This is a genomic window from Mesobacillus selenatarsenatis SF-1 (genome assembly GCF_000813125.1).
GTDB classification, from domain to species: Bacteria; Bacillota; Bacilli; order Bacillales; family Cytobacillaceae; genus Mesobacillus; species Mesobacillus selenatarsenatis.
The window spans coordinates 42919-56293 of sequence record NZ_BASE01000054.1; the positions used below are offsets into that span (position 1 = coordinate 42919).

The 13375-nt window shown below is 44.3% G+C and carries 11 protein-coding genes, 1 pseudogene and 1 other annotated feature; of the genes and pseudogenes, 8 read left to right on the forward strand and 4 right to left on the reverse strand.

What is annotated here, in order from left to right:
* Positions 1–31: 31 nt before the first annotated feature.
* Positions 32–1363, reverse strand: a complete 1332-nt coding sequence (brnQ, locus tag TY49_RS11550) for a branched-chain amino acid transport system II carrier protein (RefSeq protein WP_041966060.1) — start codon at positions 1361–1363, stop codon at positions 32–34.
* A gap of 96 nt (positions 1364–1459) precedes the next feature.
* Positions 1460–1703, reverse strand: a binding site (T-box leader).
* A gap of 617 nt (positions 1704–2320) precedes the next feature.
* Here brnQ and TY49_RS11555 point away from each other — a divergent pair.
* The 3 genes from TY49_RS11555 to TY49_RS11565 all read left to right on the forward strand — a co-directional run bounded on the left by TY49_RS11555 (position 2321) and on the right by TY49_RS11565 (position 3830).
* Positions 2321–3199, forward strand: coding sequence for a selenium metabolism-associated LysR family transcriptional regulator (locus tag TY49_RS11555; protein ID WP_041966061.1), 879 nt, complete (start codon positions 2321–2323; stop codon positions 3197–3199).
* An 84-nt stretch (positions 3200–3283) separates the two neighbouring features.
* Complete coding sequence (locus TY49_RS11560; RefSeq protein ID WP_041966062.1) at positions 3284–3556, forward strand: ubiquitin-like small modifier protein 1; 273 nt, start codon at positions 3284–3286, stop codon at positions 3554–3556.
* Position 3557: 1 nt separating this feature from the next.
* Complete coding sequence (locus TY49_RS11565; RefSeq protein WP_041966063.1) at positions 3558–3830, forward strand: MoaD-like domain-containing protein; 273 nt, start codon at positions 3558–3560, stop codon at positions 3828–3830.
* 369 nt (positions 3831–4199) lie between these two features.
* On the opposite strand, the gene TY49_RS11575 is transcribed toward TY49_RS11565, so the two are convergent.
* Positions 4200–6041, reverse strand: coding sequence for an aldehyde ferredoxin oxidoreductase family protein (locus tag TY49_RS11575; RefSeq protein ID WP_041966065.1), 1842 nt, complete (start codon positions 6039–6041; stop codon positions 4200–4202).
* Positions 6042–6186: 145 nt separating this feature from the next.
* Between TY49_RS11575 and TY49_RS11580 the strand changes: the two genes are divergently transcribed.
* The 4 genes from TY49_RS11580 (at position 6187) to TY49_RS11595 (ending at position 9284) form a co-directional block, all read left to right on the forward strand.
* A complete protein-coding gene (locus TY49_RS11580) occupies positions 6187–7215 on the forward strand; it encodes a ThiF family adenylyltransferase (protein WP_041966066.1) in 1029 nt (342 codons plus the stop codon).
* A 77-nt stretch (positions 7216–7292) separates the two neighbouring features.
* Positions 7293–8660 (forward strand): FAD-binding oxidoreductase, encoded by a 1368-nt coding sequence (locus tag TY49_RS11585; protein WP_041966067.1) that lies wholly within the window; start codon positions 7293–7295, stop codon positions 8658–8660.
* A 5-nt stretch (positions 8661–8665) separates the two neighbouring features.
* Entirely contained in the window at positions 8666–8848 is a 183-nt protein-coding gene (locus tag TY49_RS11590; protein ID WP_041966068.1) for a hypothetical protein, read from the forward strand.
* A gap of 175 nt (positions 8849–9023) precedes the next feature.
* Positions 9024–9284 (forward strand): hypothetical protein, encoded by a 261-nt coding sequence (locus tag TY49_RS11595; RefSeq protein ID WP_041966069.1) that lies wholly within the window; start codon positions 9024–9026, stop codon positions 9282–9284.
* Positions 9285–9408: 124 nt separating this feature from the next.
* Here TY49_RS11595 and TY49_RS11600 read toward each other — a convergent pair.
* Together TY49_RS11600 and TY49_RS11605 are read right to left on the reverse strand one after the other, a co-directional pair.
* Positions 9409–10516: pseudogene (locus tag TY49_RS11600) on the reverse strand (RNA-guided endonuclease TnpB family protein).
* 364 nt (positions 10517–10880) lie between these two features.
* A complete protein-coding gene (locus TY49_RS11605; protein WP_041966070.1) occupies positions 10881–11900 on the reverse strand; it encodes a YeiH family protein in 1020 nt (339 codons plus the stop codon).
* Between the two features lie 185 nt (positions 11901–12085).
* Here TY49_RS11605 and TY49_RS11610 point away from each other — a divergent pair, with 185 nt between their 5' ends.
* The gene (locus TY49_RS11610) at positions 12086–13291 is read left to right on the forward strand and encodes a membrane-associated sensor domain-containing protein (protein ID WP_041966071.1); all 1206 of its coding nucleotides are present in this window, start codon (positions 12086–12088) and stop codon (positions 13289–13291) included.
* Positions 13292–13375 lie beyond the last annotated feature (84 nt).

A 13375-nucleotide genomic window follows, 5' to 3' on the forward strand; every position in this document is an offset into this window, starting at 1 on the left:
GGGCATCTTCATGCCCGGTCCTTTATTCCATTTATTCTGAAGCTGTCTTTAACTCTTTAGACGATACTAGCCTGTCAAAAGCCCAACCGGCAAGTGCACCAACTAGCGCAGGCAGAAGCCAGCCTAATCCCTCCGCATAAAGCGGCAGTGATTTTAAAAGTGTTGCCAGCGCTTCTGACTCAACTCCGAATGTCTTCAATCCGTCGACTACGCTGACAAGTGTGGTTGCTAACACCGACCCGACATATACTCCACGTGCTCCTTTGAAGAAACGGTCCAGGAAGCTCAGGATGACAAGCACGATTGTGATCGGATAAAGAACGATCAAAACGGGTACCGAGATTGAAATGATCTGGTTAAGCCCAAGATTTGCGATCAATAAGCTGACCAATGTTACAACCACTGTGAAAGTCTTATAAGGAACCTTTGGCATCATCTTGGCGAAAAATTGGCTTGTCGCCGCTACAAGGCCAACTGCCGTTGTAAAGCAGGCAAGCGTTACAATCAAGCCGAGCAGCAGCATGCCAGGTGCCCCGAACATCAGCTTTGCGAATTCTGTTAAAATTACACCGCCATTTTCATATTCGCCAACTGAGGCCATTTTAGCACCAAGAAGGCCTACCGTTATATATACAAAAGCCAGTCCGATGCCAGCGATTATGCCAGCTTTCAATGTTTCCCTTACAACCTGCTTGCGTTCAAGAGCTTTTTTTTGCTGGATAGCTCCGACCACAATGATACCGAAGGCCAAAGCAGCAATAGTATCCATCGTGAGGTACCCTTCCAGGAATCCCTTAGCAAATGGAGCTGATGAATATTTTTCAGATACCTGCCCAAACGAACCGTCCAGTTTGAAAAAGCTGCCAATCACGAGCAGGACAATCGCTGCAAGTAAAACAGGCGTCAAAATGCTTCCAATTCGTTCAACCATTTTTGAAGGGTTTAACGTAACCCAGTAAACTAGTGCAAAAAAGACTAATGTAAACAGTAAAAGTACTATCGAATTTGTTCCAGATTCACCAAGGAACGGCTTAACGGACATTTCAAAAGCAACGTTGGCGCTTCTAGGAATACCGAAGAAAGGCCCAATCGACAAATAAACAGCAGCGCTGAAAACGATCGCAAAAACTGGGTGTACCCTAGAACCGATTTCTTTTATCCCATCCTTAGCCATTGAAATGACAACAACAGTCAATAACGGCAGTCCAACTCCGGTTACAACAAAACCAAGCATCGCTGGCCAAAAATTCGCTCCGGCTTCCTGCCCCAGGAACGGCGGGAAAATCAGATTCCCTGCTCCAAAGAATAATGCAAATAACATCAGACCGATTGTGAGTGTTTCTTTACCCCTTAAGCTTCCCATCCTTTTTCTCCTCCTAAAATAATGTTTTGGCACTGAGAGTATAGGAAATTTGGAACGGAATGTTATGAAATGAAAAACAAAAAAACTCGCCCCTATAATAGGGACGAGTTGTGCTCGCGTTACCACCCTGATTCCGCACAAACATGCGGCTCTCATCAACGTACCATCATACGTGTTCCATTTAACGGCGGACAAGCCGGCAAAAGCTTACTACGTCTAGGTTTCAGCTCTGCATCTCAGAGATGATGTTCCTCTACAATCTGAACACCGGCTTGCAGCAAATCACCGGCTCTCTGTGGATCAGGTTCCATAAAGGACGTGTTCTCGTCATCGATTTTTATTATTGTAAAATATATTAACAAGAACTATATTAATATTCAGATAATAATATGTCAATACTGTTAGCCAAGGAAAGTTTTTCTTTTTAAGCTCGATACCCTCGGAATGGCTATGTGACCCTGCATAACAGACACTTTAAAGCCTGTTTTCTTAGAAAGGTCTAAGAAGCTCTGTTTAATAGACATTTTGACGTCCGTTACTCTTCGAAAGGTCTAAGAAGTGCTGTTTAATAGACATTTTGAAGTCGGTTACTCTTTGAAAGGTCTAAGAAGTGCTGTTTAATAGACATTTTGACGTCCGTTACTCTCCGAAATGTCTAAGAAGTGCTGTTTAATAGACATTTTGATGTCCGTTACTCTCCGAAATGTCTAAGAAGTGCTGTTTAATAGACATTTTGACATCCGTCACTCTTCGAAATGTCCAATAAGCTCCTGTTAATAGACATTTTGATCGCTGTCACGAAGTAAAATGTCTAAGATATGCTGTTGAATAGATACTTTGACGCCAGCCATCCCATAAAATGTCTAATAAAATCTTTTTAGCTAAAATTTATTGTCCATATCAGGGCAATTCGTATTAATATTGGATTATATAATATGTCTGGAATTGGAGAAATGCATGAATCTAAAAAAGCTAGAGGCATTCATAATGGTTGTCGAAAAGAATAGTTTTTCCGAAGCAGCAGCCGCGCTTAAAAGCTCACAGCCTTCTGTCAGCCTGAAAATCAAAAGCCTTGAAGATGGGCTAGGATTTGAACTGCTTGACAGGGGAGCGGCAGGAATCAGGCCAACGCCAGCAGGTATGCTTGTTTATACAGCGGCAAAGGACATTGCCAATCGGTGGAGGACTCTTGAGGACGAACTCGGAGAATTCCAGGGAACCCTGACAGGCACACTGACAATTGGGGCGAGTACCATACCCGGAACCTATTTGCTTCCTGGCTGGGTTAAAAAGTTCCGCAGCCTTTTTCCAAAGGTGGATGTCAAAATTGAAATCGGTGATTCGAAAAAGGTCGTAGAAAAACTGCAGAACCACCAGATCGATGCTGCGATCATCGGGATGAAGGTAGAATCCCGATTGTTACAAAGCAACCCGGTTGCCGTTGATTCCCTTGTTTTAGTCACGCCAGAAGATCATCCATTAGTCCATACGCCATCAGCCGATTTTTCGCAACTTCAACAATATGATTTCGTACTCCGTGAAGAGGGATCAGGCACACGCAAAATGATGGAGCGTTACTTAGCCGAAAAAGGGCTGTCGCTTAAAGATTTGAAAGTTGCCGTATCGATTGGAAGTACGGAATCCGTCATCGCTGCAGTTGAAGCAGGGCTAGGCATCAGTTTTATTTCAAGGCTGGCGGCTATGCCTGCAGAAAGAGCTGGCCGCATTAAAATCGTCGATACTTTCGAACCATATGAGCGAGAATTCTATCTCGTGACTCATTCAGATGCTGAAAATCGGCCGATTATCAGACAGTTTTCAGAGATAGTCGATTAAGAGTGAAGGATCCGGACTGAAAGAGATAATGACATTTTTCATTTTTCAATTTATTATTACATTAAGGAGAAAGGGGCGTTCGGGATGCAGGTTAAGGTATTTGCTAATCTTAGGGAGATTTGCGGAGGCGTGACCGTCGAAGTGAAGCCTGATGGAGACAGGGTAATGGATGTACTTGATAAAATGTGCGAAATGTTCCCGGAATTACACGAAGAAATTTATACAGAAGAGAAGACGCTCAAGCCATTTGTACATGTCTATATTAATGGCCGTAACATCGTCCATGATCAAGACCTTGAAACTCATGTAAAAGAAAGCGACCAGTTTGCGCTGTTTCCTCCGGTTGCCGGTGGCTGATATGGTTGATAGAATACTAGAATTTCGCGGAATCAACAGGGAACATCTTGGTATGTATTTTGAAGAACTAGGCGGCACGCTCGTTACCGACTCCTTCCCGTTTGTTTACGAGGCGGCAGGATGGAAAGCGGAGATTTTAAGCGAGGATGAGCTTGCTTTTACAAAAACATTCATCGTCAACGCTGTACATATCCGTTTTGCGGCAGAAAGTATGGAAGAACTCGAGCAACTGATTAAAAATTACCGTTATAAAACAACCCGGGTAGGCGGGTAGCAGTGGTTTCGGCATATGATTGCCGGAACCTTTTATTTTTGCTTAAAAATTTTGTGTGAAACTCTTATTTTCTGGCTTGAATTGAGGAGTATGGCACAGGAAATGGTTTTCTGGTCGTTTATTATGCAAAAAACTGCTAATTGTAAGGGGAATTTACACCTCAAAGGAGCCCACTTTAGAACATATCGACCACATTTTGGATTTTATTGGCGAATTTCAAGGTAATTCGACCACATTTCCAATTTATTTGGCGGATTTTAAAATAATTCGACCACATTTCCAAATATTTCGACCAAGTTGCTCCATCCGCTTTATTCAAGTCTATCAAAAAAAAAACCAGGCAAAATCGCCTGGTTTTCTTCAAAACTATTAAACTTCCTCTGTAGCTGGAGTTGTTTCTTCGCCAATGATGCCTAGTTCGCGAAGTTTTTCTTCTGTAACAACGCCATCTTTCCAGCCGCGGACATTGTAGTAATCATCAAGCATGATATCCATGCGTGAAACAAGTCCTTCACTGTTGCCTGAAGCACCTTCTTCAGTAAAGCGTTTTGGCAGGAAGTCGTCCTCACGCTTGTTGAAGCCGGCTAGGTTGTTATAGTAACGCTCAAGGTTGTAAATTCTTTCCCCTGCAAGCATGACATCATCAGCTGTCATAGGGATGCCTGTCATTGTGCTGTATTGCTCAGCATAGTGCTCTGCATTTTCAGAGAAAGAAGAGAACTTACAGATATTCATAGAGTCAGAGAATGAAAGCAGGTTCTGGAATACATTCAGAAGCTCAGCTTTGCCTTCTGCTACTGTACGGTCTGTCGGCTCAGGAATGCCAGCGATTTCAGATGCGATTGTGTAGCCGCGAAGGTGGCAGGCACCACGGTTACTTGTCGCATATCCAAGGCCGATACCCTGGATGCCGCGTGGATCGTAAGCCGGGATGGACTGGCCTTTAACTGACATTGACAATTCAGGAACGCCCCATGCAGCCGTCGCGCGTGCAGGACCTTCAGCAAGGATGCCGCCGAAGCCTTCACGGAATGCGATTTTGCGAGCGATTTCAATCATGCCGTCAGCGTCGCCCCAATCAAGCTTCTCGTCAACGATGCCTTTTTCATAGGCTTCCATTGTCACAGAGATGGCGTGGCCAAGCTCGATTGTATCCATGCCGTATTCGTTACAGATGTCGATTAAGTATGCGATTGCTTCAGAGTCGCTCAATCCGCTGTTCGCACCAAGTGCCCATGCAGATTCGAACTCAAAGCTCTCAACGCGAGTCTTATATTTGCCTTCTTTTACTTCAACTTCAATTTTACAGCCAACCGGGCAAGCGTGGCATGTGTTGTTGGCAACAAGCAGGTGCTCGTTTACCCATTCACCAGAGTGCTTTTCTGCTTCATCCCAGTGTGTCAATTGAGAGTTGCGAGTTGGAAGCGCTCCCACTTCATTGATCAAGTTAGTAAGGACGTTTGTTCCATATACGGATAATCCGCCTTTGTTAGGAGCAGTCAGGCCGCCTTCAAGAATCGCTTTAACCGCTTTCTTGTTAGCCTGGTTGTAATCATCTTTTTGTGCCGGCTCAGGCATATTGCCTTTTTGTGCAGCTTTGATGACGATTGCTTTCAATTTCTTGAATCCTGCAACCGCACCAGTACCGCCTCGTCCTGCAGAACGGTCATGCTCGTTCATGAAACCAGCAAAACGTACTCCGTTTTCGCCAGCCTGGCCGATTGTCATTACGCTTAAATTTTCTTCGCCATGTGCATCTTTTAAAGACTGTACAGTCGCACGCGTGCTCAATCCCCACAATTGAGAAGCGTCGCGGATTTCAGCCTGACCATTTTCGATGAAAAGATAAACCGGCTTGTCACTTTTGCCTTTGAAAATAACGTTATCGATGCCAGCCCACTTCAAACGAGCTGCAGTCCATCCACCCATGTGCGAGTCAGTAACCGTGCCAGTCAATGGAGACTTCGTTACGACTGCAAGACGTCCGCTCATCGATGAACGTGAACCTGTTACAGGGCCAGTCATGATGCATAGAATGTTTTCTTCAGATAGAGGCTCTACTTCAGGTCCGTTGTCAAGAACATACTTAACCCCAAGACCGCGGCCGCCGACATACTTCTTTACGTCGTCCTCGTTGATGCCTCTGTAATCGACAGTGCCATTTGACAAATCAACTACTACTTCTTTGTTTTTAAATCCCCCAAAATTCATCTTAACTAATCCACCTCTTTCTTTTAGTATGGATAAAAAATAATACAAGAGGCCTATTTTCCTCTTAATCTTAAGTATAGTGAAAATTCAGGCTAAAAAAAAGCTTTATTTAAAGATATAATGAAATAGAAATGAGGGGATATGGATGAAAGATTTGGAACGTTATTCAAGGCAGATTTTATTCCAGCCAATTGGAAGTGGAGGGCAGGATAAGCTATTGAGAAGCTCTGCCGTCATCGTCGGCATGGGGGCACTGGGAACGGTGATTTCCAACCATTTAGTCCGATCAGGTGTCGGGCATGTCCGAATTATCGACCGTGACCTGGTGGAGCTTTCCAACCTTCAGCGCCAGACTCTCTATGATGAAGATGATGCGCTCGAGAACCTTCCGAAGGTCATCGCCGCTGAAAAAAAACTGAGAAAGATCAATTCAGAAGTTAAAGTAGAAGCCATCATCGCTGATTTAACGCTCGACAACGCAGAGGACCTGCTTGCAGGCTTTGATGTAATCGTCGATGGAACCGATAATTTCATGGCCCGTTATCTTATAAATGATGTTGCCGTCAAGCATGGCATTCCGTGGGTTTATGGCGGTGCGGTCAGCTCGAGGGGGATGTTCGCGGCCATCAAACCGGGCGAGACCCCTTGCTATCGTTGCTTATTCCCATCCGTTCCAGCAGGTCTTGGAGAGACATGCGACAGCATCGGTGTGCTTTCACCGATTACGGATATCATTGGATCCTTCGAAGCAGTCGAGGCAATTAAGCTCCTCGTAGGGGCAGAGTCGAACCCGAATCTTGAGCAGATGGATATCTGGTACAACTCCTTTTTGCAAATGGACATCAGCCAGGGGCGCAATCCAGAATGCCCGGCATGTGTCCATCATGAATACGAATTCTTGGATCGGTCATCACACCAGCAAATTAACTATGCATCCTTATGCGGCCGAAACACCATCCAGATCAATCCGAGGCAAAAAACGAAACAGGATCTGGAGAAGCTCGCTGTCCGCCTGAAAAATAATGGCGAGGTAAAAGGCAATCCATTTTTGCTGCGCTTCATGCCGGATGATGAAATCACGATGGTGATTTTCCAGGACGGAAGGGTGCTTGTCCATGGCACGAATGATACTGTAAAAGCAAAATCATATTATACAAGATACCTTGGTTCATAATGTATGATACGGTAAAGGCAATATTCTGATATGAGACAAACCTTGGCTCATAACTTTTTATAAAAGGGGAGATTGAATTGGCAGGCTACATAGATGAGTTGAAGAAAGTCATAGATGAGGAACTTGTAACTGTGAATGAAACAATTTTGGAGCTTCACGGCCGGGATGAGTCCTATCACGAACCACGCCTGCCGGATGTCGTTGTATTTCCGCGGAATAAAGAGGACGTCAGCAAGGTACTCCAATTCGCGAACGAGCGGAAAATTCCTGTTGTGCCATTCGGATTGGGAACGAGTCTGGAAGGACATGTCATTCCGGTGAATGGCGGAATCTCGCTTGACCTTTCACAGATGAATGCAATCGTTGAAGTGAAGGAAAGTGACTTTCTCGTAAAAGTCCAGCCTGGTGTAACGCGTTCTGTCCTGAATAAGGAGCTGAAGAAGTATGGCTTGTTTTTCACCGTTGACCCAGGTGCAGATGCGACGCTTGGCGGGATGGCGGCAACGAATGCGAGCGGCACGACGTCTGTGCGCTATGGCATCATGCGCGACCAGGTCAGAGACCTTGAAGTGGTGCTTGCGAACGGTGATATCATCCATACCGGCAGTCTTGCTGCTAAATCTTCATCAGGAATCCACCTGAACGGCATGTTTGTCGGCTCTGAGGGAACACTTGGTGTCATCACTGAACTTACGCTGAAAGTATACGGCATTCCGGAAGCAATCACTGCGGCACGGGCTGTTTTTCCTTCTGTAAAAAATGCCGTCGACGCAGTGGTTGGCATTTTAGCCGGCGGCATACCGGTGGCCCGGATTGAGTTTGTCGATGCAGAGTCGGTGAAAAAAGTGAATGAATACATGGAAACAGATTACGAGGAAAGCACGACGCTGTTCATGGAATTCCACGGCAACGAAGCGGGTCTGGCGCAGGATGTTGAGTTTGCCACTGAGATTTTGAAGGACCACGGCTGCTTGAACTTTCAATTTGAGGCAGACTCAAAAGCACGCAACCAGCTTTGGGAAGCCAGGCATAATCTGCTTTACGCTTATAAGCACACAGCCGGCAAGAAAAGCATCATGCTGACAGATGTCAGTGTCCCTGTTTCTGAATTGACCGGCGCAATTCTTCACACCCGTGGGTTGATTGATGCTTCAGCGATTGAAGGCTCAATTGTCGGCCATGTCGGGGACGGCAACTATCATGTTTTGCTGCTGATGGACAAAGAAAATCCTGAAGAGGTAAAAGAAGGCGAACGGATCAATGAAGAAATCGTCCACTACGCACTGAAGCGTGGCGGCACCTGCACCGGAGAACATGGAGTCGGACTAGGGAAGGCAAAATACCAACGACTTGAGCATGGCGCTGCCTATGAAGTCATGAAATCCATTAAGAAAACCCTCGATCCAAACGGAATTTTGAATCCTGGGAAGATTTTTGTAGATTAGTAGGATTGAAAGCGGCGGCAAGTGCCCCGCTTTTTATCTTTCTCTATGAAATGAACGTTAATCTCTATGAAAAAGCTGTTATTCTCTACAAAATGAACGATAATCTCTATGAAAAAGCTGTTAATCGCTACGAAATGAACGATAATCTCTATGAAAAAGCTGTTAATCGCTACGAAATGAACGATTAACCTCAATGAAAAGGCTATTGATCTCTACGAAATAGATGATAATCTCTACCAAAATCCACATAATCTCTACGTTTTTAACGATAATCTCTACTTTTTCCAAAACAATGGGAAGGTTTAATTCTGGAATTTTCGTAAATAAAGAGGTTAAGAGTCTTTTTAGCGAGGAGCATGTGGAATGAACAACGAAGCAATCCTGCAAAAATCAGCGGAACAGCAGCAGCTAAAAGACATCCAGAATAAAATTGTTGAAGACATATACAGTGATGAGGATCTGGTTCGATTACTTGATTTGCTGAAGGAAAATACCGATAAAATGGATTATCTTCAGACGAGAAAGCTTTGTGAGCTGGTGCAGTACTTGTATACGAACGAGCGGGAGGAACGCCAGGCAAACAAACTTCTCGACATCATCAATGGGATGTTTTATAAGCAGTGAACTACCCACCACTTACCACCCTTACAGGTTGCTTGAAGTGGGGGCTTCTTGGGTAATCGCCACTTTTGGTAGCTGACGAAATGGACCAAGCTAACCCTCTTGTTCCAAGAGTTTTATTTTTTCACTAGGCACTTGCTAATAAGCGAATGCCTTCTTTTTTGATATTGATTGCTGAATTGTAGTCTCTATCGAGATTTAGCCCACACGAACAAGTGTATGTCCTCCATAGGCATTGGCTGGGTATTTCCACAACTGGAACAAGTTTTGGTAGACGGGAACCATTTATCGATCTTGATCAGCTGTTTTCCCTGCTCTTTTAGTTTGTACTTCAAGTAGGAAGTGAACATACCCCAACCGTTGTCTGCAACGCTTTTACCGAATTTTAGTGCCTGTGACATACCTTTCATATCCAAATCTTCAATCACAACAGCATCATAGTTAGTGACTAATTCTTTTGATTTATGGTGAAGAAAATTTTTGCGTTGATTGGCGACTCTCTCTTGAATTTTAGCTACTCGAATACGTTGTTTATTCCAATTCAAAGAGCCTTTCTTTTTACGAGAAAGGTTACGTTGTTCGATAGCTAATTTATCAAGCATTTGTCGATAAAACTTAGGGTAATTGGCTTTCTCACCCTCACTATCGACAAACAACCCATCCATCGCAAAATCTAATCCAACTATCTTTTCAATTTCCTTGCTTTCAATCTCCTTCTTGTACTCTGTAAGGATCGAAATATAGTATTTTCCTGATGATGTCGTCGATACGGTACATGATTTGATTTTGTATTCCGCAGGGATCTCTCTATGTTGTCTGATTTTGACCATTTTCATTTTAGGTAACTTGATATGACCATCCAACAATTGAATATTCCCGTTTACTACATTTGTTGTGTAACTTTGTTTGTGGCGTTTACTTTTATATTTTGGGAACTTGGCATTCCCCTTGAAGAATGCTTTATAAGCATTATCCAAATTTAGTTGTGCGTTCGCTAACGCTAATGAATCAACTTCCTTTAGCCATTCATACTCTTTTTTGTACTTGGCAGGCGTTGGATGTTTCATCTTCTTCAATGCTTCTTCATCATCTTTCAGTAACTCATAGGTTTCTTTTCGTTCAGCTAACATCTTGTTGTAAACGAACCGAACACAGCCGAATGTTTTGCGAAAAATCAAAGCCTGTTCATCATTTGGATACAATCTGAACTTGTATGCCTTATTTTGTCTAGCCATATCAAACCACCTACTCACACGAACGTTTGTTCTGATTTTACCATAAAAATGACCTTTGGGCTATCACCCAACCGAAATTCCTCTCCCCCTTACCATTGGGCTATGCCCTTCACGCGCTTGAAGAGGGAGACTTCTTTCGAAAGTACGTTAAAAAAAGGGAAAGCAGCCAACACAATCATGGTTTTGGCTGCTTTTTCGCATTTTTAAGTGAAACGAAGAAATTGATCAGGAAACTGCATAACAATAAGGCAAGCAGCACCGAAGAATTCAGGCTGTTCCAGATTGTTTTAAGGATAATAAAGATTATGAGTGAGCTCAGCACGGCTATGAGCCACGATGATTTTTGCATAAAATTCACTTCCCATTAAAGTAAAAGAACAACTAACAAATACCCAAAAAACGATAGCAGCACAGAACCAGCAAGTCCTGCCGACAATGCTTTTCCGCCCATTTGCTTGAATGATTTAAAGTCGACATTCAATCCAAGTCCGGCCATTGCCATGCCGATGAGCAAATAGGCAAGGCTGACGATGGCAGACGCAGCACCATCGCTGACAACTCCTGTCGTATTGAACGCACTCACCGCAAGAAATCCAAGAATAAACCAGGGAATCGGCAAGGTAGACAGCGTCATTTTTTGGCCAGCCGCACCGGATTCCTTACGCTGGATAAGGAATCCTATTAAAATAGCAACCGGAACAAGCAGCGCTACCCTGGTCAATTTTACGATAATGGCGAGGTCGAGGGCAGCCTGTCCAGCCGGGTCGGCAGCAGCGACGACATGGGCGATTTCATGCAGGGTGCCACCAGCAAATACCCCATAATCAAGTGCTTTCAAGTCAAGGTACGAGAAGATCAGGGTATAAAGGATTGTGAAAATCGTTCCGAGCACTGCCACATTGGCTGCACCCACAGCGGTTTCTTTTTCATTGGCCTTGATGACTGGCGCGATGGCGACAACTGCGGCTGCTCCACAAATCGCTGTCCCGCAGGCAGTCAGGATGCCAAGTCTTTTCTCCACCTTGAAAAGTCTGCTCAACGCATAGACGACCACCAGAGCAAACACCAGATTAGCAAATGCAATTAAAAATACCGTCGATCCTGCATTGTAAATATCATACAGATTAAGCCTGAATCCAAGCAATATGATTCCGAGACGGAGCAGCTTTTTGCTGGAATATGAGGCACCTTCCAACAGGCCGCCGTTCACTCCGGCAGACGCCCGCCATATCATCCCTAGCATGATGGCAATGACAAGCTGGCCCAAGATCGAAAAGAATGGCAGGCCGGCAATCAACCGGGCAGCCAGCGCAAGCGCCAGAGTTAATAAAATACCCTTGATGACGGGCACGGTAAAACGAGGCAGTAGATCATTTATTTTCATTTATTACACGTCCTTCAAATCTATCTAACTAACACTTTACCGAATAAAAGAAAAATAGCAAAACCCATATGTGTATCTATCCGGAATTGGCAATATTCACAAAACGGCTATATGTAAGCTGAGCAGGGGTATTGGATGGTGCTTATAATAAAGGTAATTATATCCTCCCTAAGCAGGTGAGCAAAATGGAGAAGAGCATGTCGGAGGGAAGGTTTCTCATATATATTGTAGCTGCGGTCATGCTTTTGATGGTGATCCATCTCTATCATGCCGACCTTTCGTCCTATTTGAACCCTGAAAATTATATTGCCATCCATACGATTTTGGAATTTTTCAGTATTGCTGTTTCCTTTTCGATTTTCTCATATGGCTGGAAAGCGTTCGGCTTCTCGCAGTCCAGGAAAATCCTGATGCTGAGCTTTTTGTTTTTCATTGTCGGAATGCTAGATTTATTGCATACACTCACATTCCAGGGAATGCCCTTTTTTATAACTGAAAGTTCCATCGCGAAGGCGACATGGTTCTGGGTTTCGGCCCGCAGCATTGAATCATTATTGATCGTGCTGGTACTCGTCCTGCCCGAACGGAAGCTGCAACAGGATCCAAGGCGCATTTGCCTGGCAGTTTGCACTGCGGTTATAGGAGTCATTATGTTTGTGATTTTCAGGTATGAACAGAGCCTTCCGCTACTCGTCATTGAAGGTGAAGGGACAACCATCTTGAAAAATCTCATAGAATACGCTGCCAGTTTCCTGCACTTCATCTCAATTGTCATTTCGCTTTACTTTTACAATGAAGGAAAGAATGGCCAGCATCTGTATGTAGCGCTGGCATTCACGTTTCTGTTTTTGTCCGAACTCGTTTTCACGATTTACCAGAGCGTTTATGATATCGACAATTTCACCGGTCATCTGTACAAGGCGCTTGGCTACTTTTTCATCATGAGAGGTTTCTACTTCTCGACGATTGCGGATGACAGCTTTCTGAAGGATCCTCATGAAAAAATGTGGCGACAGACGGAAGAGATGATCCAGAGCCATTATGGAATCATTTTCAAGCTATCAAAGCAGGGTGAGGACTTTATCCACCACATCGTTGGCGGCGGGCTGCTGAATGATCTTGGCTTCACCCCGAATGAGATTAATGGCAAGACCCTCGATGAATTCCTGCCCGATAAGGCGTGGAGAATTGAAAGGTACTATGACTGTGTCTGGAAAAATAATGAGAAGATTGTCTTTGAAATTGAAATTGGCGGACAAACGTATGCGATCTCGCTCGTGCCTGTTATGAACAATGGCGAGGTAGTGGAGATAGCCGGAGCCGTTATGGGGATCGTCAAATATTCGCGGTTGGACCGCTGTTCACGAAACACGAAAGAAAATGCTATGTAAGATTGAATTAACCCGCCGGAAAGCTGGTTTTTCTTTTGGATTGAACCTGCAGAAATGCAGGTTTTTTTGTTTCTACAATGCCCT

Bases quoted from the DNA above. Each gene is read 5' to 3' on its own strand.
- TY49_RS11605 (WP_041966070.1), bottom strand. From the start codon at position 11,900: ATGAAAATAAATGATCTACTGCCTCGTTTTACCGTGCCCGTCATCAAG.
- brnQ (WP_041966060.1), bottom strand. From the start codon at position 1,363: ATGGGAAGCTTAAGGGGTAAAGAAACACTCACAATCGGTCTGATGTTA.
- TY49_RS11575 (WP_041966065.1), bottom strand. From the start codon at position 6,041: ATGAATTTTGGGGGATTTAAAAACAAAGAAGTAGTAGTTGATTTGTCA.
- TY49_RS11595 (WP_041966069.1), top strand. From the start codon at position 9,024: ATGAACAACGAAGCAATCCTGCAAAAATCAGCGGAACAGCAGCAGCTA.
- TY49_RS11560 (WP_041966062.1), top strand. From the start codon at position 3,284: ATGCAGGTTAAGGTATTTGCTAATCTTAGGGAGATTTGCGGAGGCGTG.
- TY49_RS11610 (WP_041966071.1), top strand. From the start codon at position 12,086: ATGGAGAAGAGCATGTCGGAGGGAAGGTTTCTCATATATATTGTAGCT.
- TY49_RS11565 (WP_041966063.1), top strand. From the start codon at position 3,558: ATGGTTGATAGAATACTAGAATTTCGCGGAATCAACAGGGAACATCTT.
- TY49_RS11580 (WP_041966066.1), top strand. From the start codon at position 6,187: ATGAAAGATTTGGAACGTTATTCAAGGCAGATTTTATTCCAGCCAATT.
- TY49_RS11555 (WP_041966061.1), top strand. From the start codon at position 2,321: ATGAATCTAAAAAAGCTAGAGGCATTCATAATGGTTGTCGAAAAGAAT.